This is a genomic window from Neorhizobium petrolearium (genome assembly GCF_017873175.1).
GTDB classification, from domain to species: domain Bacteria; phylum Pseudomonadota; class Alphaproteobacteria; order Rhizobiales; family Rhizobiaceae; genus Neorhizobium; species Neorhizobium petrolearium.
This window is the reverse complement of the sequence record NZ_JAGGJW010000003.1, coordinates 285,378-309,394: the sequence shown is the minus strand read 5'-3', so window position 1 is coordinate 309,394 and position 24,017 is coordinate 285,378. Positions and strand designations below refer to the sequence as shown.

Annotated in this window: 23 protein-coding genes; 9 read left to right on the top strand and 14 right to left on the bottom strand. The window is 59.2% G+C overall.

All coding sequences use genetic code 11. The annotated features are described in order from the left end of the window. Positions 1–29 precede the first annotated feature (29 nt). Positions 30–932, bottom strand: coding sequence for an NUDIX hydrolase (locus J2046_RS07685; RefSeq protein ID WP_210050677.1), 903 nt, complete (start codon positions 930–932; stop codon positions 30–32). Positions 933–1,144: 212 nt separating this feature from the next. Here J2046_RS07685 and J2046_RS07680 point away from each other — a divergent pair, with 212 nt between their 5' ends. After that, positions 1,145–3,190, top strand: a complete 2,046-nt coding sequence (locus tag J2046_RS07680) for an NAD(+) synthase (RefSeq protein ID WP_210050676.1) — start codon at positions 1,145–1,147, stop codon at positions 3,188–3,190. 40 nt (positions 3,191–3,230) lie between these two features. Here the strand turns inward: J2046_RS07680 and J2046_RS07675 are convergent, their stop codons facing one another. Further along, positions 3,231–3,674, bottom strand: a complete 444-nt coding sequence (locus J2046_RS07675) for a DUF3775 domain-containing protein (RefSeq protein WP_210050674.1) — start codon at positions 3,672–3,674, stop codon at positions 3,231–3,233. Next, the gene (locus J2046_RS07670; protein ID WP_210050673.1) at positions 3,671–4,570 is read right to left on the bottom strand and encodes a helix-hairpin-helix domain-containing protein; all 900 of its coding nucleotides are present in this window, start codon (positions 4,568–4,570) and stop codon (positions 3,671–3,673) included. The genes J2046_RS07675 and J2046_RS07670 overlap by 4 nt, the downstream gene beginning before the upstream one ends. A gap of 205 nt (positions 4,571–4,775) precedes the next feature. Here J2046_RS07670 and J2046_RS07665 point away from each other — a divergent pair, with 205 nt between their 5' ends. Then, a complete protein-coding gene (locus J2046_RS07665; RefSeq protein ID WP_210050671.1) occupies positions 4,776–5,408 on the top strand; it encodes a phosphoribosyltransferase in 633 nt (210 codons plus the stop codon). A gap of 213 nt (positions 5,409–5,621) precedes the next feature. Here J2046_RS07665 and J2046_RS07660 read toward each other — a convergent pair whose 3' ends face one another. Further along, the gene (locus J2046_RS07660) at positions 5,622–5,795 is read right to left on the bottom strand and encodes a hypothetical protein (protein ID WP_233469610.1); all 174 of its coding nucleotides are present in this window, start codon (positions 5,793–5,795) and stop codon (positions 5,622–5,624) included. A gap of 308 nt (positions 5,796–6,103) precedes the next feature. On the opposite strand from J2046_RS07660, the gene J2046_RS07655 reads away from it, so the two are divergent. Both J2046_RS07655 and J2046_RS07650 read left to right on the top strand, forming a co-directional pair. Beyond that, positions 6,104–6,295, top strand: coding sequence for a hypothetical protein (locus tag J2046_RS07655; protein WP_210050667.1), 192 nt, complete (start codon positions 6,104–6,106; stop codon positions 6,293–6,295). A 31-nt stretch (positions 6,296–6,326) separates the two neighbouring features. Further along, the gene (locus J2046_RS07650; protein ID WP_210050666.1) at positions 6,327–7,310 is read left to right on the top strand and encodes a zinc-dependent alcohol dehydrogenase family protein; all 984 of its coding nucleotides are present in this window, start codon (positions 6,327–6,329) and stop codon (positions 7,308–7,310) included. Positions 7,311–7,327: 17 nt separating this feature from the next. Here the strand turns inward: J2046_RS07650 and J2046_RS07645 are convergent, their stop codons facing one another. Beyond that, a complete protein-coding gene (locus J2046_RS07645; protein ID WP_210050664.1) occupies positions 7,328–8,926 on the bottom strand; it encodes an MBL fold metallo-hydrolase in 1,599 nt (532 codons plus the stop codon). Between the two features lie 317 nt (positions 8,927–9,243). On the opposite strand from J2046_RS07645, the gene J2046_RS07640 reads away from it, so the two are divergent. From J2046_RS07640 to J2046_RS07630, 3 genes are all read left to right on the top strand, one after another. Beyond that, positions 9,244–9,906, top strand: coding sequence for a universal stress protein (locus J2046_RS07640; protein ID WP_210050662.1), 663 nt, complete (start codon positions 9,244–9,246; stop codon positions 9,904–9,906). 78 nt (positions 9,907–9,984) lie between these two features. Next, positions 9,985–10,911 carry a 1-phosphofructokinase family hexose kinase gene (locus J2046_RS07635; RefSeq protein ID WP_210050661.1) on the top strand — a complete coding sequence of 309 codons (927 nt, stop codon included), beginning with the start codon at positions 9,985–9,987 and terminating at the stop codon, positions 10,909–10,911. 115 nt (positions 10,912–11,026) lie between these two features. Then, positions 11,027–12,382 carry a ferredoxin reductase family protein gene (locus J2046_RS07630; protein WP_210050659.1) on the top strand — a complete coding sequence of 452 codons (1,356 nt, stop codon included), beginning with the start codon at positions 11,027–11,029 and terminating at the stop codon, positions 12,380–12,382. Between the two features lie 41 nt (positions 12,383–12,423). Here J2046_RS07630 and J2046_RS07625 read toward each other — a convergent pair whose 3' ends face one another. From J2046_RS07625 to J2046_RS07615, 3 genes are all read right to left on the bottom strand, one after another. Beyond that, positions 12,424–13,239 carry an ATP-binding cassette domain-containing protein gene (locus tag J2046_RS07625; RefSeq protein WP_411828477.1) on the bottom strand — a complete coding sequence of 272 codons (816 nt, stop codon included), beginning with the start codon at positions 13,237–13,239 and terminating at the stop codon, positions 12,424–12,426. Next, on the bottom strand, positions 13,215–14,294 hold the full coding sequence (locus J2046_RS07620) for an ABC transporter permease (protein ID WP_210050658.1): 1,080 nt from the start codon (positions 14,292–14,294) through the stop codon (positions 13,215–13,217). Before J2046_RS07620 ends, J2046_RS07625 begins: the two co-directional genes overlap by 25 nt. Positions 14,295–14,446: 152 nt before the next feature. Continuing rightward, positions 14,447–15,472 carry a sugar ABC transporter substrate-binding protein gene (locus J2046_RS07615; protein ID WP_210050657.1) on the bottom strand — a complete coding sequence of 342 codons (1,026 nt, stop codon included), beginning with the start codon at positions 15,470–15,472 and terminating at the stop codon, positions 14,447–14,449. 310 nt (positions 15,473–15,782) lie between these two features. On the opposite strand from J2046_RS07615, the gene J2046_RS07610 reads away from it, so the two are divergent. Further along, entirely contained in the window at positions 15,783–17,024 is a 1,242-nt protein-coding gene (locus J2046_RS07610; RefSeq protein WP_210050656.1) for an ROK family transcriptional regulator, read from the top strand. A 178-nt stretch (positions 17,025–17,202) separates the two neighbouring features. Here the strand turns inward: J2046_RS07610 and J2046_RS07605 are convergent, their stop codons facing one another. The 6 genes from J2046_RS07605 to J2046_RS07580 form a co-directional block, all read right to left on the bottom strand. Beyond that, positions 17,203–18,039 carry a GNAT family N-acetyltransferase gene (locus tag J2046_RS07605; RefSeq protein WP_210050655.1) on the bottom strand — a complete coding sequence of 279 codons (837 nt, stop codon included), beginning with the start codon at positions 18,037–18,039 and terminating at the stop codon, positions 17,203–17,205. Then, complete coding sequence (locus tag J2046_RS07600; protein WP_210050654.1) at positions 18,036–18,785, bottom strand: aspartate/glutamate racemase family protein; 750 nt, start codon at positions 18,783–18,785, stop codon at positions 18,036–18,038. The genes J2046_RS07605 and J2046_RS07600 overlap by 4 nt, the downstream gene beginning before the upstream one ends. 10 nt (positions 18,786–18,795) lie before the next feature. Continuing rightward, positions 18,796–19,614: an ABC transporter permease gene (locus J2046_RS07595; RefSeq protein WP_210050653.1), complete on the bottom strand. Its 819-nt coding sequence runs from the start codon at positions 19,612–19,614 to the stop codon at positions 18,796–18,798. Position 19,615: 1 nt separating this feature from the next. Then, a complete protein-coding gene (locus J2046_RS07590; protein WP_210050651.1) occupies positions 19,616–20,527 on the bottom strand; it encodes an ABC transporter permease in 912 nt (303 codons plus the stop codon). Between the two features lie 106 nt (positions 20,528–20,633). Further along, positions 20,634–21,923: an ABC transporter substrate-binding protein gene (locus J2046_RS07585; protein WP_210050649.1), complete on the bottom strand. Its 1,290-nt coding sequence runs from the start codon at positions 21,921–21,923 to the stop codon at positions 20,634–20,636. Between the two features lie 39 nt (positions 21,924–21,962). Further along, on the bottom strand, positions 21,963–23,054 hold the full coding sequence (locus tag J2046_RS07580) for an ABC transporter ATP-binding protein (RefSeq protein WP_210050648.1): 1,092 nt from the start codon (positions 23,052–23,054) through the stop codon (positions 21,963–21,965). Positions 23,055–23,293: 239 nt separating this feature from the next. On the opposite strand from J2046_RS07580, the gene J2046_RS07575 reads away from it, so the two are divergent. Next, positions 23,294–24,007: a GntR family transcriptional regulator gene (locus J2046_RS07575; protein WP_210050646.1), complete on the top strand. Its 714-nt coding sequence runs from the start codon at positions 23,294–23,296 to the stop codon at positions 24,005–24,007. Positions 24,008–24,017 lie beyond the last annotated feature (10 nt).

Below are 24,017 nucleotides of genomic sequence, written 5' to 3'. Positions count from 1 at the left end.
CAAATGGATATTCTCGTTTTGAGTTTATGTCAATTGCGTGAAAGAGGAAATTTCGAGCCGGATAGCGCCCGTTCTTCAAGGATCGCGTGGCGATAGCGGAAGAGCTTGGCCGGGCGGCCGCCGGTCTCGGCGGTCGTCTCTCCGGTCTCCTCGATCAGTTCCTGCTGGTCGATTAGCCTGCGAAAATTCGGTTTGTGCAGCGTTAGTCCAGCCAAGGCCTCGACGGTGCGCTGCAGTTGCAGGAGCGTGAATTTTTCCGGCATCAGCTCGAAGACGACCGGTCGATACTTGATCTTGGCGCGCAGCCGGGCAATGCCCGTTGCGAGAATACGACGGTGATCGGCAAACATCGAGCGGCCAAAACCACGTTCCGATGGGTATCCGGCCTCAGTCACCAGCCCGGCTTCATACATCAACTCATATCGCTGGAGCGCAAGGTCCTCGTTCCAGGCGGCGCCATGAAGGCCGAACGCGAAATCGATGCGGCGCTGGCGATATTCATGGCGCGCCGGTTCCGTATCCGCCCAGTCCTGCAGGCGATTGGCAATATCGGCCAGGATATCCGGTCTTCCCTTCCGGTGGTCCTCCCAGGGAAAATATTCGTACCAACCATGCCATTCCGGTCTCCCTGCCCCCGGCGCCGGCTGTTCCCGGACAAGACCGAGATAGCTGATGGAGATGGTTCGGCCGTCGATATTCTCCCCGGTACGGCCGCGATCGGCAAAGGTGTAGAGCTGTTCCAGATAGCCGACAGGGTGACCCGTCTGATCCCGAACCCATTCTCTCAAGCCTGCCTGGAGACTTCTGTGCCCCAGTTCGAAGGGACCGGATGGCAATGCATCGCCGGACCTTATCGTCATGACGCGCGGCTCCTCTCCTGTAACGGCCGCAAGAACCGCAATCAGTTCGGCGTGGGCAAGTCCGATGGTCAAGAAAACTCCCTGTGCAATGGCGTTCGACGCATGATGTGACACGAAGCGCAGTTTACGCCAACTGCGAACTTTTTTGCCACTGGTGTCAGAAACCTGAGAAACATCGCGAGAGGCGAGCCTTCGGTTGACAATGTCCGATAACATCGGAAGGACGATGACAATCGGGCGAAGGCTGGTATTTTCAACGGCAACCGAAAATAACGAGCACGGCGATGGACCAGTTCTTTTCTCTCTACAGCCATGAATTCCTGCGGATCGCCGCCTGTGTGCCGCGTGCCCAGGTTGCCGATCCCGATTTCGCCGCTGCCGAAACCCTTCGCCTGGCCCGGCAGGGCAATGCCGAGGGGGTGGCTGTCATGCTTTTTCCCGAACTCGGCTTGTCCTCTTATGCCATCGACGATCTCCTCTTCCAGGACGTGCTTCTCGACGCGGTCGAGGGGGCGATCGTCAGGATCGCCGAAGCCTCCGAGAGCCTCTACCCGGTCCTCGTCGTCGGAGCGCCGCTGCGGCGCGATGGGCGCCTTTTCAATACCGCCGTGGTTATTCACCGGGGCGCCGTGTTGGGGGCGGTTCCGAAGAGCTATCTGCCGAACTATCGCGAATTTTACGAGCGCCGCCACTTTTCGCCCGGGGCAGGGGTGACCAATGCTGAAATTCAGGTGGCCGGGCACAACGTGCCGTTTGGTGTCGACCTCCTGTTCAGGTCGAACGGTTCGGTTCCCTTCACCTTCGGGGTGGAGGTCTGCGAGGACATTTGGGTGCCGCTGCCGCCATCCACGCGGGCGGCGATGGCCGGTGCGGAAGTGCTGCTCAATCTGTCCGCCAGCAATATCACGATCGGCAAGGCGGAGACGCGCCGGCTGCTATGCGCCAGCCACTCCTCGCGCGCGATCGCGGCCTATGCATATTCGGCGGCTGGGCCGGGGGAGTCGACCACGGATCTGGCCTGGGACGGCCATGCGGCGGTTTTCGAATATGGCAACCTCCTTGGCGAAACGCAGCGCTTCCCGCATGACAGCGCATTCGTTGCAGCCGACATCGATCTCGGCCGGCTGCGGCAGGAACGCATGCGGGTCAACAGCTTTGGAGACTGTGTCCGGGAGGAACTCGATGGGCACCGCCCGTTCCGGACGGTGTCCTTCTCACTCGATCACCCCACCGAACCTGTGCCGCTGCGCCGCCGCGTCGAGCGATATCCTTATGTGCCTGCCGATCCTTCGCGCCTGCGCGAAGACTGCTATGAGGCCTACAACATCCAGGTTCAGGGCCTCGCGAAACGGCTTGCCGCAACAGGCCTCAAGCGCGCTGTGATCGGCGTTTCAGGCGGGCTCGATTCCACGCAGGCATTGATGGTGACGACGCGTGCCATGGATCTGGCCGGGCTGGACCGAAAGAACGTGCTTGCCTACACCTTGCCCGGCTTTGCGACGTCCGACAGCACGAAATCCAACGCCTGGGCGCTCATGAATGCTCTGGGCGTAACGGGGATGGAGATCGATATCCGGCCCGCCGCGCGTCAGATGCTTGCGGATCTCGGCCATCCGTTCAGCAAGGGCGAGCCGGTCTACGACGTGACCTTTGAAAATGTCCAGGCAGGGCTGCGGACGGACTACCTGTTCCGGCTTGCCAACCAGAACGGTGGCCTTGTCGTGGGCACGGGTGATCTGTCGGAGCTGGCGCTTGGATGGTGCACCTACGGTGTCGGCGATCACATGTCGCATTACAACGTGAATGCCTCGGTCTCCAAGACGCTGATCCAGCACCTTATTCGCTTTGTAGCCGGATCGGGTGACGTGAGCGACGAGACGGCGCAGATCCTGCTTGCCATCCTGGCGACCGAAATCTCCCCGGAACTGGTGCCGCCTGACGAAAAAGGAACCATTCAGTCGACGCAGGACATCGTCGGCCCCTATGCATTGCAGGATTTCAACCTGTTTTATCTGACCCGTTACGGCTTCCGGCCCTCGAAGATCGCCTTCCTGGCCCATCATGCCTGGAGCGATGTGGAAAGCGGCGTCTGGCCGGTCGATTTGCCCGCTGCCGATCGGCCTGCCTATTCGCTTGCCGAAATCCGCCATTGGCTTGAAGTGTTCCTGAAGCGGTTCTTCTCCAGCCAGTTCAAGAGATCGACATTGCCCAACGGGCCGAAAATTTCGTCCGGCGGTTCGCTTTCGCCGAGAGGCGACTGGCGCGCTCCGTCCGACAGCGAGGCAAAGGTCTGGCTGAGAGAGCTTGCCGAGAACGTTCCAACGGAATGACGCGCGGTACCGCCGCCCCGCCATCCGCCTTTGACGGCCGCTATAGGTGTTCTCTCTCGTAATCTTCACAGGATAGGCCGATGGCGTCCAACCCGGCGGCCAGATGATCGGAAAGCAAAGGATTGCCGCAGAGATATGCTGCAGTACGCTCGTTGTGTGCATCCGCTGCCTGTTGGCGCACGTCTGCCCAGTCACTTGCCGTATAGCCGTCACGGCCAAGCCACATGAGGGCGACGAGATCGACCTGCGCGTCGTCGGAAAGGTCCGAAATGACGGACGTCAGTTCTTCTTGCACCGGATCATCCGGATGATCCTGCAGGACAGCCACCTCGTTGTCGTCGATGGGGTTCGAACCGGGGTCGGGTTCGCTCACGCCTTCCTTCACGTCGAACTCGCGCGCCTTGATGATGATGAAGCAGATCGTTTCGAGCGGAATTGCCAGTTCCGGTGCCACGACCTCTTCGCTACCAATTCCTTGCCTCATCTCTGGGGCTCCTTTTCTTCCTGCTCGTTTTCCCGGCCTCTTACGATGCGCTTTCCGGCTGTTGGACCACGCGTTTCCGTCACGATCGTACACCGGCCTTCCGGTTCGCCGTCACGCTGATAATGGATCACGACCCAGTCATTCGTCCTGTTCAATTCATGCGCCAGACGGCTGTTCGAGTAGAGAGCGGTAAAATGCCAGCCATTCTGGCGGGTATGCATGATCGGCAGCCATGTTTCAGCTTTCGGATTGAATCGTCTAGGGGCGATTTTGGGCAATTGATCGACCGCCGCCTTCTCCCGATACATTCGATCGACATTGAGAAGCAGTGAAACGGAAGGTGCCGCCCTTTGGCCGCTCGCAATAACGGTGGGTCGCCCAAGCCGCTCGGCAAGCGCGGAAGCGATCATGCGTTTTCGCCGCTCGCCAATTCCTTTCACAGCGAGATCGCCGAAATGCAGGGCGTATTCGAGGTCTTCAAGGCTCTCGACATGCCCCTCGTCGGCCAGACGGTCGGCCAGTTTGGGACCGATGCCGGGGATTGTCCGGAACAGGGTCTCGGGCGCCAGATCGCCACGCAGCCTTGCCAATTGATTCCAATGGCCGCTCGTCAAAATCTCTGTGATGGCTGCCGCAATTCCATATCCAATGCCAGGGAGAGCAACCAGACCCATGCGGCCTTCCTCGGTGAGTATCTCGTTAAGGGGGCGCTTCAAGGCCGTAATCACATCCGCTGCCTTGTAATAGGCGCGGGAGCGAAATCCTCCCTCGCCCTGTTGAACAAGGAGATCCGCATATTCGCGCAGCTTGGTTGCTACCCCGAGATTGAGGTCAGGCAGAGCTGGTACGGATGCCTGCAGCTTCTCAGTCGTATCTTTGTCAACGGCAGCAGCCATCGCCTTCATTTTGAACCTCGGTTTCGACGGCTGGCGTCGTCATCCACGAATTCAGTTTTTGAGAAGCTAATCGACTGGCGGCAAAAGACCTTGATGCTTGTCAAGGTGGAGCCGTTCTTATCGTGGTGTCATGAATAATAAACGCGAAAGTGCAATCTGCAGAATGCCACGACGTCATTTTTGCTGCTGCACGGGTAGGTACTGAATGTTCCATGATCGCAGGCAGGCAGGGCGACAACTTGCGCAGGCGCTTGAGAGTTATCAAGGGCAGCCATGCATCGTTCTTGCCCTTCCCAGGGGAGGTGTTCCCGTAGCGGCAGAAGTTGCCGTGGCGCTGAAAGCACCGCTTAAACTGCTTCTCGTGCGGAAGGTGGGCCTGCCTCGGAATCCCGAGCTTGCCATGGGCGCTATTATCGACGGCAAAAAACCCGTCGTCGTACGCAACGACGAAGTTATCGCGCTCGCGGGCGTCTCCGGCCAGGTCTTCGAGGCGCGTTGCAGAGAGGAGCTTGAAGAGATTCATCGCCGGCAGCAAGTCTATGCGGGGCACTTGGCAGGTGATGATCTTGAAGGAAGAATTGCGATCGTCGTCGATGACGGGTTGGCCACGGGCTCGACCGCAAGAGCTGCGCTCAAGGCCTTGAGAATGCGCCACCCTGCCCGGATCGTTTTGGCAGTTCCCGTCGCTCCTGCCGACCTTGTCGCCGAACTTCAAAGAGAGGCGGACGAGGTGATCTGCCTTGAGGCTCCGTCCGGCTTCGGCGCTGTCGGGGCCTATTACCAGGATTTCTCGCAGCTTTCCGATCAGGACGTGCTGGACCAACTCGCAATTAAATGACGGCAGCCGATGCCTGGTTACAATCGGAAAAGGACCGCAACGCGCGTTGCTATTCTTCGAAAATCACCGAGAACGCCTCGATCGTCGGTGAGGAAGACACCCTGAATGATAGCGGGCCAATTGTTTGATTCATTGACCTTGGTCACGAAAGAGCGACTTACAGAATCCTTGAACATGGCAACGCAGAATATCCTGGCTCCGAGCGAAAGACGTTCAATCGGACTTCTTGCTCGGTGAACCGGTCGGCCGTTCCTGCGGATGACCGGGCGCTATGGGGTCGCTTGCTGGAAATGTCTCCTCCAGCGCCTCTTCGAGATAATCGTCCTGCTCTTTTGCACGATCTGCTTCCGCAGCTGCTTTTTTGCGTGCTTTTTGTTCTTTTCCCACGTCAGTCTCCATATCAGATTGCGCTTCACTGCGATAATGGTCGCATGTATCCAACGAGAGGCAAGCTTGAAGTGCCCGGTGTCGATGAAAGTCTTCCTCTCATGTTATCGATCATAAGGCTCATCTTCGGTTCAAGCGATAGGGAGCAGCTCGCGATTTCGGAGCAACGTCAATCATCGATGCCTTGGAGCGTGGGTCAACATCGTGCCCGCTCATTGAGATGCATCAAATGATGCCTGCAATGTTTCGCTAGACTGCAAACATAAGCACTTCGATCGATCCGAAGACGTTATGGCGGAGCAAGAGACATGCATATCGAGGACTTCGGGATGCAACTTCGCCGCTTCATCATGAGCCGGCTGGTGTTCTGGCTTCTCGTTGCGATGGTTCTGATGGTCCTGGCAATTCTCCTGTTACTGCCTTCGCAGCAATATGGTTTCCGGAATCAAGAAAGCGACTCGATCATGTGGCCCGATAAGCGGGGTGAACTGCAGCGCTGAGGTCTGGGGCAGACGAGGACGAGGTTACGCCATGAAGGCGATGGTATTGCATGAGGTCGGCAAGCCACTGGAACTGGCGGAACGGCCGGATCCTGAACCGCAATCCGGCGAACTGCTCGTCCGGGTGGAGGCGTGCGCGATATGTCGGACCGATCTGCATGTGGTCGAGGGAGATCTCGCAAACCCGAAACTCCCCCTTGTGCCCGGCCATGAGATCGTCGGTATCGTTGAAGCAGTCGGGCAAGGGGTTTCCCCGCATCGCATCGGTTCGCGGGTCGGCATCCCTTGGCTCGGTCATACCTGCGGTCACTGCTCGTACTGCCGGTCGAATGCGGAAAACCTCTGCGACGAGCCGCTCTTCACCGGCTATACCCGGGACGGTGGTTTTGCCACCCATGTGGTCGCAGATTCAGCCTATGCCTTCGATCTGCCCCAGGAAGCCGATCCCGTTTCCCTTACACCGCTTCTCTGTGCGGGCTTGATCGGCTGGCGTTCCCTGAAAAAGGCGGGAGAAGGCAAGAAAATAGGGCTTTATGGGTTTGGAGCCGCCGCCCACATCATCGCGCAAGTCTGCGTATGGCAAGGCAGGCAGGTCTATGCCTTCACACGGCCTGACGATCGGCAGGCACAGACCTTTGCCCTAAGTCTGGGCGCGACCTGGGCTGGTGGTTCAGATGAAACGCCGCCGGCTGTTCTCGATACGGCGATCATCTTCGCGCCGGTCGGTGATCTGGTGCCGTTGGCTTTGAAGGCAATACGCAAGGGCGGACGGGTCATTTGTGGTGGCATCCATATGAGTGATATTCCGCAGATGCCCTATGCTCTTCTCTGGGGCGAGCGAAAGGTGGCCTCCGTGGCGAACCTGACGAGAGACGATGCGATGGAGTTCTTCCCGATTGCCGCCGCCGCGAATGTGAAAACGCATACCGTCGTCTATCCTCTTGCCGAAGCGAACAAGGCGCTTGACGATCTTAGAGGGGGGCGTCTGAGCGGCGCCGCCGTGCTGGTGCCGTAAGTTGAAGCAAAAGACTATCAATCGGCTTCATCAAGCGCGCGTCTGACTTTGCGGAGGATTATGCCACGCGCCTTTTCATCGGCCGCTTCATCCAATCTTTCCTGCAAATCCAGGACCAGCGATTGAAAGTCGTTATGCCAGTCTTTGCGGCCGACCTGGAGCGCGCCAAGCCGGGGTGGGACCTGGACATCCGAAATGTCTACGGCGCCCTTGGAAGTGAGGTCGTAGGTTGCATCGAGGTAAGGTTCCACCACAGTCAATTCGGGCCGTAGCAGCGACATGCGCTCTCTCATTCCAGCAATTGCCGGCAGTTCGCCATGAACCAGGAAGACGGCTTTCCTTACCGGCAGGCGCGCTGCAATCCACTCGGCCAGTTCCGGCCCGTCGGCGTGGCCACTGTAGACATCGAGCCTGCGAATGTTCGCTCGCACCGCGATCTCGTCGCCTTGAATCCGAACGGTCGAGGCGCCGTCTTCCAGGAAACGCCCCAGTGTTCCAGTGGCCTGATAGCCGACCAGAAGAACGGTACCCTCCTCCCGCCACAACCAGTTTTTCAGGCGATGTCGAATCCGGCCGGCTTCGCACATGCCACTCGCGGCGATAACGATGTGGAAGCCTCGCATGTTGTCGATTGCCTTGGACTGTTCGGCGGTTTGGGTGAACCGGACGTTCCTGGCTCCGAGCGCGCGCAGCAGAAGATGGCCATGCTCGAGTTCGCGGGAATGTTCCCTGAAGACTTCGGTGGCTCGAAGAGCTAGAGGCGAATCGATGACAATCGGGCAACGGGCGACCTCTCCCTTGTCCATGAGATAGACGAGATCAGCCAGAAGTTCCTGGGTACGTTCGACCGCAAATGACGGAATGAGAAGAGCTCCGTCACGATGGCGGGCGGCCAGGTTTACCTCGTCTTGCAACATCTTTCGTCGCCCCTCATCGGAGGGGTCGTTGCGGTCGACATCGCCATAGGTGCTTTCACAGATCACATAATCCCAACCTGCAGGAGCATCCGGATCGAATTGGAGCAGCTTGTGGTGGGGGCCTATGTCGCCGGAGAAGAGAAGCCGCCGGCGCTCGGATCCGGCGCCAATCTCGACTTCGACGGAGGCTGAACCGAGAAGATGTCCGGCGTTCCAGAAACGGAAGCGGATAGTCGGTGAGAGCTCCTCCCATTGTTCAAGAGGATGAGGCCTCATCTGCACCAGCGTTGCCGCGGCGTCCGCCGCGTTATAGATCGGATTGACGGGCTTGCGGCCCCGCCGCTCGTTTCGCCGGTTGAGCTGTTCGACTTCCATTTCCTGAATATGTGCGGAATCCGGCAGCATGACTGCGCAGAGATCCAGCGTCGCCGGAGTGCAATAGATTGGACCGGTGAAGCCGTCTTTCACAAGCTTGGGCAGCAGCCCGCTGTGATCGATGTGTGCATGCGTGAGAATGACGGCATCCAATGAAGCCGGCGAGAACGGAAAAGGGCGGTAATCTAGTTCCTTCTCGGTCTTCGAGCCCTGGAACATTCCGCAATCCAGGAGGACGCGGCTCTCGCCGGTCTCAAGAAGGAAGCAGGAACCCGTAACGGTGCCGGCTGCTCCGTGAAACGTAATCTTCGGGTCGCGTTTCAATGCTAGCCTCCATAACAATCGGCCGCTTCGGCGCGGCGTGGATCTCTATGGACAATCAATTAGTTGATTCCCCAGAAGCCGAGTTGACGGAAATCAAGGTGCCGGGGTGCCGATGGTACCAGGATTTCTTTTAAATGATGAGAGGAGGAAGGGTGATGCCGTTTACAACCATCTTGAGCGTGATCCGGTGCGATCACGCGGACAGTGATCTTCGTGCGGCAGTCGAACTCTCCCGGTCGTCCGGTGCGCATCTCTCCGTCCTGCTGCTCGCCATTGCAGCACCGCCGCCGCTCGGCGAATATGCCGAACATGTTTCAGTGGCATGGCTGGAAGAAAGAGACGCCGATAGAGCAAAGCTGGCTGAGCGGAGCACGAAAATAAAGGACCTTTTGCAGCAAGCGGAAGTTCCTCATGATATCATCGATATCTATACCGAATGGACCTATGTCGACAATGTCGTTGCGCATCAGGCGCGTTATGCCGACCTGCTGGTTATCGGTCCTGAACTGGCGGCCGACAGCCCATTGAAAAGTGCGGTCGTCGACGGCGCCCTTTTTCATTCGGGAGTACCGGTCCTGATCATCCCCCGGAATGCGATCCCCACCTTAAAACCCGACTCCGTGGTGCTGGCATGGAATGACACCCCGGAAGCGGCGAAAGCCGCCAAACAGGGACTCGAGTTTTTGAAAGCCGCCAGCAAAGTTCACGGGGGCATGGTCGATCCTGAACCCGGGATTGAGCAGCCGGGGGCGGAAATCGGCATCTATCTCGCCAGGCATGGCGTCAACTTCAGTGCCGATGTGTTGAGGAGCGACGGCCGGACGGTTGCAGAGACGCTGAAACAATATGCCGATGACGTTGCGGCGGATATGATCGTCATGGGTGCCTATGGTCATTCGCGCATGCGCGAACGCATTTTCGGCGGTGTAACCCGGTCGATGCTGGAACATCCGAGCCGCCCTGTCTTTCTTGCGCGATAGGTTCTCGGCCAGCTACAGGTACCGGTCTGGTCAGAGCCACTTGGACGACGAGGTCGAAACAGTGACGAAAGGTGTGCGTTGTCTCGGATCCTTTGTATCGCACTCAATCCCACTGTCGACATTGCCAGCGATGTGGACAAGCTGGTCCCGACTCGCAAGATGCGGACACGCAACCAGCGGCAGGATGCCGGCGGCGGCGGTATCAACGTGGCCCGGGTCCTGGCTGAACTTGGTGAGCATCCGGATCTGATCTATTTCTCCGGGGGAGCGACGGGCAATGTTCTTGAGGATGCCTTGAAGGGAATGAGCGTTACTCTTCGGCCTGTGCCGATGAGTGGCGCCGTTCGCGTTGCTTTCATGGTGCAGGAAATATCGACCGGTCTTGAATATCGCTTCGTTCCCGAAGGCCCCGTCATTTCCGAACGGGAAGTGGAGGTCATGTTCGAGACGCTTGAGGCTTCGACCGCAGACTATGTGGTGGCGAGCGGCAGTCTGCCACGCGGTGCACCGACGAACACCTATGCCAGGATGGCGCAGCTGTTCCTGGAGAAGGGGAGCCGGTTTGTTCTCGATGCTTCGGGAGAGGCGCTGAAGGAGACACTTTCCGAGACTCAAGTCTATCTTGTGAAACCGAGCCTCGACGAGCTGGAATATGTCGTCGGTCACTCCCTGGATGAAGTGCAGGTGGCAGAGGCCGCGCAGATGATCGTAAGACGCGGCGCGGCGAAGTATATGGTTGTTACAATGGGACAGGCGGGAGCGCTTGTCGCAAGCGCCGACAAAGTCATCAAAGAACCCGCGCTCGCCGTCCCGGTTCGATCTTCTGTCGGCGCGGGGGATAGTTTCACGGGCGCAATGGTCTGGGCCCTGACGCAGAATTATCCGCTCGATGAAGCATTCCGACTAGGAATCGCAGCAGGCGCTGCGGCCGTCACGACGCCGGGCAGCGAGTTCAGCCGCCAGCAGGTATTCGATCTATACCACAGCATGTCGACTCCAATGTGAGCGCGCCAACTTTCTTTGAATCACGGCGCTCGTACTCGCGGGCCTTGATATGCGTCAACGACATGCAGTGGCGCTCCACGATACGCAAACCCGGTCATCAGTGAGAGTGATAGCCATGCGGAATATCAGACTCGCCTTCTGGGGTGCTCTCGTGTTGTTGAGCGGGTTATGGCTGTTGGCGGAGCCCTCTGTCTTTCAGTCGACTAACGTCTTTGCGCTTCGTGCTGCGATGATGCAATACAGTGGCATCGTCGCGATAGGCTGCATGAGTGTCGCAATGGTTCTTGCGCTGCGTCCGCGCTTGCCGGAGCCCTGGCTGGGCGGACTGGACAAGATGTATCGCCTACATAAGTGGTTCGGCATCGCGGCCTTGGCCATATCCATAGTCCATTGGTTATGGAGCGAGACTCCGAAATGGGCGACGAGCCTGGGATGGCTTGTACGGCCGGCCCGCGGCGCAAGGGCAGAGATCGAAAATCCCATCGAGCAATTCTTCATGACGCTGCGCGGCTCGGCGGAAGGAGTAGGCGAGTGGGCGTTCTATGCCGTGGTACTGTTGATCGCCTTGGCGCTCATCAGGCAGTTTCCTTATAAACTATTCTACAAAACCCACCGCCTGCTGGCCCTCGTGTATCTGGTACTGGTGTTTCACTCGGTGGTATTGACAACGTTCAGCTATTGGACGTCACCTGTCGGGGTGGTCACAGGCCTGCTTCTGGCGGCAGGCACCTACAGCGCGGTGATTGTGCTGTTGGGACGTGTCGGCGCGGGACGGCAGGTTCGGGGGAGGATTACCTCATTTCACTACTACCCGGGCGTTCGAGCGCTCGAGACGGAGGTCGAGGTGCCGGAGGGCTGGCCCGGCCACGAGGCCGGCCAGTTTGCATTCGTGACTTCAGACACATCCGAAGGTGCGCATCCTTATACCATCGCCTCAGGTTGGAATGATAAGGAGCGGCGCATCACCTTCGTCACCAAGGAATTGGGCGACCATACCAGCCGCCTGCGTGAAACACTGCACATAGGGCAGGAGATGAAGGTCGAAGGGCCGTATGGCTGCTTCGATTTCGACAATGGCCAGTCGAGGCAAATCTGGGTCGGTGGGGGCATCGGCATAACGCCGTTCATCGCAGCCATGAAGCATCGTGCGCTGGAGCGACGAACGAACCTCGATCACTGTCGGCGGCCGGTTGTCGATCTGTTTCACACGACCGCCGACTATGACGAGAAAGCCATTGCCAAGCTGACGGGAGATGCCGAAGCGGCAGATATCCGCCTGCATGTTCTGGTCGATTCCCGCGACGGCCTTCTGACTGGCGAGCGCATCCGTGCCGCAGTGCCGGACTGGCGCGAGGCAAGCATCTGGTTCTGCGGTCCGGTAGGCTTTGGCGAAGTCCTGCGTCGCGACTTCGCTGCACAGGGAATGCCCGTCTCACAACGGTTCCATCAGGAACTCTTCGCCATGAGATAGAGGCAATTCCGGCCTTGCAGCGAAAATCCTAAAATCTGCGATCACGCCGCCGCCGGTTGAGCGGGCGCCTTGGCGCCTGTCATGAACGCGACCGCATCGGACATCGTGTATTCCTTGGGATTGATGACCGTAAGCCGCTTCCCCAACCGGTGGATGTGGATGCGGTCGGCAACTTCGAAGACATGCGGCATGTTATGAGAGATGAGGACGATCGGAATGCCGCGCGACCGGACGTCGAGAATGAGTTCCAGCACGCGGCGGCTTTCCTTCACGCCGAGCGCCGCGGTCGGTTCGTCCAGGATGATTACCCGAGAGCCGAAGGCAGCGGCGCGCGCCACCGCAACACCCTGACGCTGGCCGCCGGACAGGGTCTCGACGGCCTGGTTGATGTTCTGGATCGTCATCAGACCGAGTTCGGAAAGTTTCGCCCGGGCGAATTTCTCCATCGCGGCATGATCGAGTTTGCGAAGCACCTTGCCCATGAAGCCCGGTTTGCGGATTTCCCGGCCGAGAAACATGTTGTCGGCGATGGAAAGTGCCGGCGAAAGCGCAAGGTTCTGGTATACGGTCTCGATGCCGGCTTTGCGCGCTTCGTTGGGCGAGGAGAAGTGGACAACCTTGCCCTCCATGCGGATCTCGCCTTCATCCGGGTGGACCGCGCCGGAGATTGCCTTGATCAGCGAGGACTTGCCTGCACCGTTGTCGCCGATGACCGCCAGAATTTCGCCGGGATAGAGGTCGAAATCGGCATGGTCGAGAGCCGTGACCCTCCCATAGCGCTTGACGAGTCCGCGTGCGGTGAGAATGGGTTGCGTATTGGATTCCTGGGCCATCAGCTTGCTGCCTTTCTGATCCATTGATCGGCCGCCACGGCGAGGATGATCAGGACGCCGATCAGGAGGTAGGTCCATTGAACATCGGTGCCGAGGAGCCTGAGGCCGAGCGAAAAAACGCCGACGATCAGCGCACCGAACATCATTCCGAGAATTGAGCCCCGTCCGCCGAACAGTGATATGCCGCCGATTACCACCGCGGTGATGGATTCGATATTGGCGAACTGGCCAGCCGTCGGTGAAACCGAGCCGATGCGGCCGATCAAGGCCCAGCCAGCGAGCGCGCAGATGACGCCTGAAAGTACATAGACCGAGATCAGCATGCGTTTGACGTTGACGCCTGAAAGTTCCGCGGCATCCGGATCGTCACCAACCGCGTAGACATGACGTCCCCAGGCCGTGTGGTTCAGCACGTACCAGAGTAGCAACACGAGCAGCACCATGGCGATCACGCCATAGGTGAAGACCGCCCCGCCGATACGAAATGTACTGCCGAAGAACTGTAGGAGGGGCGCCGTCGTTTCGATCTCCTGTGCCCGGATCGTCTCATTGGCGGAATAGAGGAAGTTGCTGGCCAGCACGATCTGCCACATGCCGAGCGTGACGATGAAGGGCGGCAGCTTCATGCGAGCAACCAGGATGCCGTTGATGAAGCCGCAAAGCGCGCCCACCGCGAAACCGCACAGGATGGCGAGTTCTGTAGGAAAGCCGTAGCGGAAGGCGAACTGCCCCATCACCACCGATGAAAGCACCATGATCGCGCCCACCGACAGATCGATGCCGGCAGTCATGATCACGAGCGTCTGTGCTGCCCCAACAATGCCGGTGATAGCCACCTGCTGAAGGATCAGCGTCAGCGAGAAGGCCGAGAAAAATTTCGTGCCCAATAGGGTTCCGAAGACCAGCAGCGATACGACGAGCACGATCAGCGATACCGCCGACGGGCTTGTATGCAGGAAATGCCGGAATCTCTGGACGGCCGTCTTCTCATGTGTGTCGAAGGATGCAACCTCCGCAGCACTATCCTTGAGAACCTTTTCATAATCGTGATGCGGCGCGGCGGCCGTTGGCTCGCTCATCGAAACTCCTCCGCTTGAAGACCCGCTCCCACGGGATCCCCTCAGCCGGACACGTGGTCCGCAGCAGGGGATATTCAGGCTGCGCTTTCTTCGGTCTTCTGTCAAAGATTGGGTGAGGATGGCAGCGCATCCCCACCCAGGTCATAGAAGGATCAGCCCCAGCACTTGGAGAGGCCATCCTTCGTATCAATGGACTCGATTCCGGATACGGGCTTGTCGGTAACGAGCGTCACACCCGTATCGAAGAAATCCTTGCCTTCGGTCGGCTTTGGCTTCTCACCGGTGTCGGCGAACTTCTTGATCGCCTCGATCCCAAGGGCCGCCATCTGCAGCGGATATTGCTGCGACGTCGCGCCGATGATGCCGTCCGCGACGTTCTTGACGCCCGGGCAACCGCCATCGACGGAGACGATCAGCACATCCTTCTCGCGGCCGACCGCCTTCAGAGCTTCATAAGCACCAGCGGCGGCAGGCTCGTTGATCGTGTGTACGACATTGATGGTCGGATCCTTCTGCAGAAGGTTTTCCATCGCCGTACGGCCGCCTTCCTCGTTGCCGTTGGTGACGTCGTGGCCGACGATGCGCGGATCGTCCTCGTCGCCGATCTTGTTTGGGTCTTTGGTGTCGATTCCGAAGCCCATCATGAAACCCTGGTCGCGCAGGACGTCGACCGAGGGCTGTGAGGGCGTGAGATCGAGGAAGGCAACCTTGGCATCCTTGGCCTGATCGCCCAGCGTTTCCTTCGCCCATTGACCAATGAGCTTGCCGGCCAATAGGTTGTCCGTCGCAAAGGTCATGTCTGCAGCATCGATGGGTTCAAGCGGTGTATCGAGCGCAATCACCAGAATTCCGGCATCGCGCGCTTTCTTGATATTCGGAACGATGCCCTTGGTGTCGGATGCGGTGATGAGGATGCCCTTGGCGCCGTCCGCTATGCAGGTTTCGATCGCCGCAACCTGACTTTCGCTGTCGCCGTCGATCTTGCCGGCATAGGATTTCAGCGTCATGCCAAGTTCCTTGGCCTTGGCGGTCGCGCCTTCCTTCATCTTCACGAAAAAGGGATTGGTGTCAGTCTTGGTGATCAGGCAGGCGGATACATCCGCGGCCTTCGCGGGCGCGGAAAACGCGACGCCCAAGGCCAAAGCACCGAATGCGGCAGAAAGTATGGATTTCTTCATGGTCTCCTCCCAGAGTTAAAAACTGTCCGCTACACGGACCAATAAGCGACACGGGCGTTCAAGTTCGACAGGCGTTTCCCCGGAGCCTCCCTATGCCTTTACCCAATAATTAAGAACGAGTTGAAATAGCCTGTCAATAATTAATTCCGATTGAATTATTTATTTTGCGTGCCATAGTCCACGAGAGGTGGAGGTTGAGAATCTGATTTTGGGCATCATGCGCTTTTGGTTTGCGGCGGAGCGTCAAGCGGATGTGCGTGGTCGTGCATGATGGTGCCAGGTGAGTGAGTATTCCGGGAGGAAAGAGCCGATGTCGGTTTCAGATGGTGTGGCACAAGGCCATACGCTGCTGGGCAATTTTACCGGCGGCTCCAATCAGGTGCGCGTGCGGGCCTATAATGAAAGGCTGGTCCTCTCGCTGGTGCGCCTCCACGGCTCTATGTCGAAGGCAGATATCACAAGGCGCAGCGGGCTTTCTGCGCAGACAGTCTCCGTTATTATGCGCGCACTTGAGAAAGATGGTCTGCTTTTGCGCGGAGAACCCGTGCGCGGACGGGTCGGCCAGCCTTCTGTGCCGATGCGCCTTAATCCGGATGCGGTCTACTCGTTCGGGGTGAAGATCGGTCGCCGCAGCGCTGACCTTGTGTTGATGGATTTCGTCGGCAGGATTCGCCTGCAGCATCATGAGACCTACGCATATCCGCTGCCGGGGAAAATACTCGAAATCATCACGGCGGGGATCGCACGGCTTGAAGGTCAGCTTGACGATGTTCAGCGAAGTCGCATAGCAGGGATCGGCATTGCGGCACCGTTCGAGCTCTGGAACTGGGCAGATGAAGTGGGCGCTCCGGAAGGAGCGATGGATACCTGGCGCGGGTTCGACCTGCAGACGGAGATAGCAAGCCGTGTCCGGCATGCTGTCTATCTGCAAAATGATGCAACCAGCGCCTGCGGCGCAGAACTCGTGTTCGGCGTGGGATCCGCCTATCCCGATTTTGTATATTTTTTCATCGGTTCGTTTATTGGCGGCGGAATTGTGTTGAACTCGGCGATCTTCTCCGGCCGCACGGGAACGGCTGGCGCAGTCGGCCCGCTGCCGGTTCGCGGCAAAGCCGGTGAAACGCGGCAGCTGCTGGACATAGCGTCGATCTTCGTGCTGGAAAACCTCTTGCGGGAACGGAATATCGATCCGCAGCCGCTCTGGTATTCCGCCGACGACTGGATCGATTTCGGGGAAGCGCTAGACATCTGGATCCAGCAGACCGCAGATGCGCTTGCCCAGGCGATCATTGCCGCGGCGTCGATCATCGATTTCGGCGCGGCCGTGATCGACGGCGGTTTTCCTCCCTGGGTGCGAAAGCGCATCGTGACGTCCACCATCGAAGCCGTTGCGAAGCTGGACCTTCAGGGTGTGATCATTCCCGATATCATCGAGGGTCAGGTTGGTTCCCAGGCGCGAGCGATCGGCGGTGCGAGCCTGCCGATATTCGCAAAATACCTCACAGACCAAAGCGTGCTCTTCAAGGAGGTGCGGGAGGTAGCTCTTTCCTGATCGTGGCCGCTCGGGCGGCCGCCGGTCTGTCATGCGCTCCGGCGAAGCGATCGGAAGTGCGGGACAAGCCCTGACATGATCGAAAGGTTTTCAAACCGGCCGGCCGTCTCGATAGCTTGAACCGGCGCTGTTGTGAGACACTGACCGAGACTTATGTAGACGTTGCAATATTCGCCCACTAGCCGAGTTCGAGTGTCGTGATACCGAAGACACCTTGCCTTTGCACAATGGGAGCCTTTCCGCGATACATGCGCGCCGTCGTAAAACCTTTGGAAAAACCGTAGGCCGCCAGTCGGCCGGAAAACTCGGCCTGTGAGGCCGGGACGTCGATGTGCAAAGGGGCACCTCCCGCTTCGGCGGCGCAAGTCCCAAGAAGCAGTTCGGCGTCAGCTATGCTTTCGGCAAACAGAGGGCCGATTTTATAGCCGTCGTGACATTTCCGGCCGACTGCGTAGCCCCGGATCTCACCATCCTCGAGGACTGCTTTGGCAAGCCTCGGCGGCTTCAGCCATTCGGCGAGAAAAGCATCGCGCTCCGACGGGAAGAATTTTCGGTCAAAAGCAGTCACGGTAGTAGCGAGAGCGGCAGTGATGCAGACCACCTCGTCGGCCGCATCGCCAACGAGGCTGCCGCTCCACCGGAACGTCTCATAGGCTGTTTCGAAACCCATACTGTGATAATTCGCCTGTTGCTCGGGAACGCCGTCAAGGCCGACAGTTCTTCCTTCGAGATGCGCCATGCCTGCGTCCCAAACCCTGCGGCCATAGCCTTTACCGCGAAAATCGGGATGGGCGATGTAAAGCCCGATGAAGCCGAAATCGGCCCCGTACCGCACGGCGGAGATGCCGGCGGCCATTTCATCATCGACGAAGCAGCCGATGAACCCTTGCGGGTCAGCGGCATAAAAGGCCGGTGCATCGGCAAATCCCGGATTCCAGCCTTCGCTGCGCGCCCAATCCACGAGCGTCGTGGTCTCGGCAAGCGTCAGCGGGCGGATGATCGGATCGGTGGTCATGAGGCGGCGATCTTACGCGGCTCGAATGCTTCGAGCAGCCCCTTGTAAGGTTTCGGCACCGGCGAAGCATAGGCGCCGCGCTTGGCCGTGGAAAGCCCGAGCGTGACGAGTGCCTCGGCCTGCTTGACGGCGGCGGCAACGCCATCGACCACGGGTACGCCGAACTCCGCCCGCAACTCGGCCGTCAGATCGGCCATGCCGGCGCATCCGAGCACGATCGCTTCCGCCTTGTCCTCGTCGCGCAACGCGGTGGCGATCTCGCTGCGCAATCGGTCACGTGCGTTGGAGTTTGGATCTTCGAGGGAGAGAACCGGGATGTCGGCGGCGCGAACCTTGCAACGGCCCGCCATGCCGTAGCGATGGACAAGATGTTCGAGCGGCAGGCGCGAGCGTTCCATGGTCGTGACGATGGTGAAACGCTGGGCAATGAAGGCAGTCGCGGCAAGCGCCGCTTCGCAGATGCCGATGACCGGAATATGGGCGAGCGCGCGGGCGGCATCGAGGCCGGTGTCGTCGAAGCAGGCGATGATGGCGGCATCCGCTCCTGCCTTCTCGCCCTTGGCAATTTCCATCAAAAGGCCGGGAACGGCGAAAGCTTCGTCGTAATAGCCTTCGATGGAGACCGGCCCCATGGAGGAGGTGACCGCGACTATCTCAGTGTCGGCATTGGCGACACGCGTCGCGGAATCGGCGATCGTCGCGGTCATGCTGGAGGTGGTGTTTGGATTGACAACAAGGATGCGCATGATTTCGCGTTCACGAACGCTGGCGGCGTCGGTTGAGATGGACGATGAAGCCCAGCGTGCCGGCAATAACGAGGAAGGAAAACACGGTCGTCACCGTGCCGAGGGCGTAAAGCACCGGCGTCGTGACATTGGTCGTCATGCCGTAGATTTCGAGTGGCAGCGTGTTGAAGGTGCCGGCAGTCATCAGGGTGCGTGCGAACTCGTCATAGGAGAGGGTGAAACCGAACAGGCCGACGCCGACGAGGCTCGGCGCGATCATCGGAAGCACGACATGGCGGAACGTTTGCCATGAGGTCGCACCGAGATCGCGCGCGGCTTCCTCGTAGGCCGGCGAAAAGCGGTTGAAGACGGCGAACATGATCAGCACGCCGAAGGGCAGCGTCCAGGTCAGATGAGCCCCGAAGGCCGAGGAATACCAGGCCGGCTGAAGGCCGATCTGCTGGAAAAGCACGCCGATGCCGAGCGAGATGATGATTGAGGGCACGACGAGACTGGCGACCGAGAGATAGAAGAGCGGGGTTGCGCCCGTGAAACTGCGGCGGAAGGCGAGGCCGGCCAGCAACGATACGACCACCGTTACGATCATCACCATCAGCCCCAGCATCAGCGAACGACGGAAAGAGCCGCCGAAATCACCGACCGCCTGGGTCTCGAACAGGTTGAAGAACCAGTGCAGCGATAGGCCGTTCAGCGGGAAGGTGAGGCCGCCGTTCGGCCCCTGGAAGGACAGGATCAGGATCGCCGAGAGCGGGCCGTAGAGGAACAGCACGAAGACTGCGAAGAAGATCGCCAGGATATAGAATTCGCGGGAGCGTTTTTCGGAATGCATGTCAGAGCTCCTTGCGGATATCGACGATGCGCAGGATGCCCGCGACCATAAGGAGGACGAGGACGAGCAGCACGACGGCATTCGCTGCCGCGGCCGGATATTGAAGCAGCGACATCTGGTTCTTCATCATCAGCGCTACGGAGGCGCTCTGGCCACCGGACATGACTTGCACGGTGGAAAAGTCCGCCATGACCAGCGTCACGACGAAGATCGTGCCGATCGCCATACCGGGCTTGGCAAGCGGGATGATGACGTTTGTAAGGACCTGCCAACCCGATGCGCCAGCGTCGCGCGCGGCCTCGACCAGCGTCTTGTCGATACGCATCAGCGTATTGAAGATCGGGGTCACCATGAAGAGCGTGTAGAGATGCACCATGGCGAGCACGACGGCGAAATCCGAATAGAGCAGCCATTCGACCGGTTCGGAAACGATGCCGGCATTGGTCAGTGCCGAGTTGACGAGGCCGTTGCGCCCGAGAACCGGTATCCAGGAGATCATGCGGATGATGTTGGACGTCAGAAAGGGAACGGTGCAGACGAGAAACAGCACCATCTGCATGGCGGTGGTGCGGATATGGAAGGCAAGGAAATAGGCAACCCAGAACCCGATGAAGAGCGTGACCGCCCAGACTAGGAAGGCGAATTTCAAGGTGTTGAGATAGGTTTTCCAGGTTACCCAGGAGCCGAGCGTCTCAGTGTAGTTGAAGGTGACGAAGTCCGGATACATCTGGGCGAAATCGTAGTCCCAGAAGCTGACGATGCCGGTCATCAGGATCGGGATGAGCAGGAAGCCGCCGAGGATCAGCGTCAGTGGCGCCGCCTGGAGATAGGAGATCAGGACGGGCGACAGGCGGAAACCTTTCGCCCGCCCGCCTTCGGCTTTTCCCGTTTCCGAGGATGTCATCGTCGCCATGATGGCTGCTCCTGTGGGTCTTGCCCCTCATCCGCCCCGCCGGGCGCCTTTTCCCCGTTCGTACGGGGAAAAGGAGACACTCGTGGCTGCCGCAACTGCTGACGGATCAGGCTGCTATGAACTCGTTCCAGCGGCGGACCATGTAGCGGTCCTCGTCCATGACGGAATTCCAGCATGCGACCTTGCCCATGCGCTCATCGAACGATCCGCCGTCGCGAACCGCGCCGGCCTTCTCCATCACCTTGCCGTCCGGCGCGACGATATCGCCCTTGGCCGGTTTGCCTTCGACCCAGAAACCCCACTCGTCTTCGCTCATGAACTGCTTGGCGGTTTCCATCGCCGCCGAGTAGTAGCCTTGCCGGTTGAGATAGGCACCGACCCAGCCAGACGTGTACCAGTTGATGTATTCATAAGCCGCATCGAGCTTGGCGCCGGAAAGGTGCGCGGCGAGACCGAGACCGCCGCCCCACGAACGATAGCCTTCCTTGAGCGGCTGGTATTTGCAGGCGATGCCCTTGGAGCGGACGGCGGCAACGGCAGGCGACCACATGGACTGGATGACGACTTCGCCGGATGCCATGAGATTGACGCTCTCGTCGAAGCTTTTCCAGAAGGCACGGAACTGACCGCCCTGCTTGGCCTTGATCAGGAAATCGATCGTCTTGTCGATCTCTTCCTTGGTCATATTGCCCTTGTCGGCATATTTGATGTTGCCCATGGCCTCCATGATCATCGCCGCGTCCATGATGCCGATCGACGGGATGTTGAGGATGGAAGTCTTGCCCTTGAACTTCGGGTCCATGATGTCTGCCCAGGTGGTGATCTCGCGGCCGACGAGATCCGGACGGATGCCGAGCGTGTCGGCGTTGTAGATCGTCGGCATCATGGTGAACCACTGGGTCTCGGACTTTGCGAAGGTCTTGGTGCCGGGCTTTTCCACGAAACCGACGGTGTGCGGCGCAGTGCCTTGCGCGATGACGCTGTCGGGCTTCAACTTGCCGGTTTTGAAGAGCGGCACGACCTTGTCGTAATATTTGAGCTTCTTCACATCCATTGGCTGGATGACGCCGGCCGGATAGACCTTCTTCAGGATCCAGTATTCTATGTCGGCGATGTCGTAGGAATTCGGCTGGGTGACGGCACGCTGCGCCGCAGCGTCGGAGTCGGTTGCCGTCATTTCGAGCGTGATGCCGAGGTCGGCCCTGCACTTTTCGGCGATCGCGTTGAGGTTTGAAACACCAGTGCCGAACTGGCGCAGCGTGATCGGATTCTGCGCCCAGATAGTCGGAAAGCCGCTGATGGCGCCGGAACCGGCGGCAAGACCGGCTGCAGCGGAAGCGGTTTTCAGCAGCGAGCGGCGCGAAATGCCCTTGCTGGTCTTGGTTGTGTCAGTCATTGCCCTTGTTCTCCTCTGGTTGGATTTTTGTAGGCGGCGTCAGTGCTTGAGGCGGCCGAGAACGACCACGTCCTCACGGTTCCAGCACAACGGGATGGCTTCTCCGACCTTGACTCGATTGGCGAAGAATGCAGTGTCGGAAAGGATGGCCGTGAAGTCCTCGACGCCGGCTCCGTTGACCGACAGTTTCACGGATGACCCGCGATATTCGACGTTGGTGACCGAACCGGTGAAGCCCAGGCCCTTTTCCGACGGTTCGCCGATCCGGACACGATCGGTCCGCACAGCGATATCGGCGGAATCCGTCAGGCCGGCTGCGCCGGTATTGGTGGCGAGAAATTCACCGCCGGCCGGCACCGACAGTTTCAGCATGTTCTCCGAACTCTCGATCACGCGGCCGGAGATAACATTGTGGTCGCCCATGAAACGGGCGACGAAGGCCGTCGCCGGTCGCTCGAAGACCATGCGTGGATGGGCGGCCTGCTCGATGCGACCGTCGTTCATGACGACGATCAGATCGGCGAGCGCCATCGCCTCTTCCTGGCTGTGCGTCACATGTACGAAGGTGATGCCGAGCGAAGTTTGAAGCTTCTTAAGCTCCGCGCGCATGCGGATTTTCAGAAACGGATCGAGTGCGGAAAGCGGTTCGTCGAGAAGCAGCGCTTCCGGATCGGTGATCAATGCGCGGGCAAGCGCCACGCGCTGTTGCTGGCCGCCGGAAAGCTGGGCAGGGCGTCGCGTCGCATAGGCTTCGAGCTGCATCAGCTTCAGCATGTCGAGCGCCTTGGCGTGCCGTTCATCCTTGCTGACGCCCTTCATCTTCAGGCTGAAGGCGACGTTGTCGACGAGGTCGAGATGCGGGAAGAGCGCATAGGACTGGAACATCATCGCCGTACCGCGTCTCGCGGGCGGCAGGTCTGTGACGACCGCATTGCCGAGGCGGATATCGCCGGAGGAGATGCTCTCGTGCCCTGCGATCATCCGAAGCGTCGAGGTCTTGCCGCAACCGGAAGGTCCGAGCAGGCAACAATAGGTACCGGCCGGAATTTTCAGGCTGATGGCATGCACGGCGGTGGTAGTGCCGTAGATCTTCGAGACTGAGGCGATGTCGATTTGGGCTGCTTTGCTCATCCGGCGCTCCACTTGCGTCGCATATTGCCAAGCATCAACCGTGCCAGTTCATTTAAGCTTTTGGGAAGACTTGTATTTATCTCCGGAAACGAACGCTCGTTCCAGGTGTTGCGCAAAAATCGTGCGATCGGCTTCGATTATGTGGATAAATCGTATGCAATCTTGGGATTCGATCAAAAACAATCCTCTTGGCATTTTGCGACCGCTCGCGTTACAAAGGGTCCGCATCGGATCACGACATGACTATCAACGAGAAGATCACCTTCACCGAGACATCGCCCGAGGACCGCTCGCTGGCGATCCGCGAAGCATTGCGCAATGCGATCATCGATCGGCGGCTCACGCCGGGAACGAAGCTTTCCGAAAGCGAGGTGGGCTCTCTCTTCGATGTCAGCCGCACTGTGGCGCGTGCAGCGCTTCAGATGCTCGCGTTCGAGGGGCTGGTGAAAACCGAGCGCAATCGCGGCGCGTTCGTTTCCAATCCCTCTCCGGAGGAGGCGAAACAGATCTTCGCCTCCCGCCGGTTGATCGAGCCGGGAATCGTAGCGGCGGCTATTGAGCGCATCACACCTGCCGATATCGAACAGTTCCGCCGTCAGCTTGAGGAAGAAGAGCGCTATATGAACGAGCGCGGCCCCGCCGCCCGCCGTGCCGAGATCAAGGCGTCGGGCGACTTTCACCTCATGCTGGCCTCCGTCGCAGGCAATCTCATCCTGCAGAAATTCATGGATGAGCTTGTCGCGCGCTCCTCGCTTGTTATCGCGCTATACGGGCGTTCCGGTGTGTCGAGCTGTGGGCATGCGGAACATTCCGCCATTCTCGACGCGCTTGAAAAAGGCGATGGCCGACAGGCCACCCAGCTCATGATTCATCACATCGATCACATCGAGGCCGATCTCGATCTCCAGCTCAAGCAGGGCCTGGGCCTCAAGGATGCGCTTGCACTGACCTGATGACCGGTCT

Coding starts and splice junctions, on each gene's coding strand:
- J2046_RS07680 (WP_210050676.1), top strand. CDS start 1,145: ATGGACCAGTTCTTTTCTCTCTACAGCCATGAATTCCTGCGGATCGCC.
- J2046_RS07675 (WP_210050674.1), bottom strand. CDS start 3,674: ATGAGGCAAGGAATTGGTAGCGAAGAGGTCGTGGCACCGGAACTGGCA.
- J2046_RS07670 (WP_210050673.1), bottom strand. CDS start 4,570: ATGGCTGCTGCCGTTGACAAAGATACGACTGAGAAGCTGCAGGCATCC.
- J2046_RS07665 (WP_210050671.1), top strand. CDS start 4,776: ATGTTCCATGATCGCAGGCAGGCAGGGCGACAACTTGCGCAGGCGCTT.
- J2046_RS07655 (WP_210050667.1), top strand. CDS start 6,104: ATGCATATCGAGGACTTCGGGATGCAACTTCGCCGCTTCATCATGAGC.
- J2046_RS07650 (WP_210050666.1), top strand. CDS start 6,327: ATGAAGGCGATGGTATTGCATGAGGTCGGCAAGCCACTGGAACTGGCG.
- J2046_RS07630 (WP_210050659.1), top strand. CDS start 11,027: ATGCGGAATATCAGACTCGCCTTCTGGGGTGCTCTCGTGTTGTTGAGC.
- J2046_RS07625 (WP_411828477.1), bottom strand. CDS start 13,239: ATGGATCAGAAAGGCAGCAAGCTGATGGCCCAGGAATCCAATACGCAA.
- J2046_RS07620 (WP_210050658.1), bottom strand. CDS start 14,294: ATGAGCGAGCCAACGGCCGCCGCGCCGCATCACGATTATGAAAAGGTT.
- J2046_RS07615 (WP_210050657.1), bottom strand. CDS start 15,472: ATGAAGAAATCCATACTTTCTGCCGCATTCGGTGCTTTGGCCTTGGGC.
- J2046_RS07610 (WP_210050656.1), top strand. CDS start 15,783: ATGTCGGTTTCAGATGGTGTGGCACAAGGCCATACGCTGCTGGGCAAT.
- J2046_RS07605 (WP_210050655.1), bottom strand. CDS start 18,039: ATGACCACCGATCCGATCATCCGCCCGCTGACGCTTGCCGAGACCACG.
- J2046_RS07600 (WP_210050654.1), bottom strand. CDS start 18,785: ATGCGCATCCTTGTTGTCAATCCAAACACCACCTCCAGCATGACCGCG.
- J2046_RS07595 (WP_210050653.1), bottom strand. CDS start 19,614: ATGCATTCCGAAAAACGCTCCCGCGAATTCTATATCCTGGCGATCTTC.
- J2046_RS07590 (WP_210050651.1), bottom strand. CDS start 20,527: ATGGCGACGATGACATCCTCGGAAACGGGAAAAGCCGAAGGCGGGCGG.
- J2046_RS07585 (WP_210050649.1), bottom strand. CDS start 21,923: ATGACTGACACAACCAAGACCAGCAAGGGCATTTCGCGCCGCTCGCTG.
- J2046_RS07580 (WP_210050648.1), bottom strand. CDS start 23,054: ATGAGCAAAGCAGCCCAAATCGACATCGCCTCAGTCTCGAAGATCTAC.
- J2046_RS07575 (WP_210050646.1), top strand. CDS start 23,294: ATGACTATCAACGAGAAGATCACCTTCACCGAGACATCGCCCGAGGAC.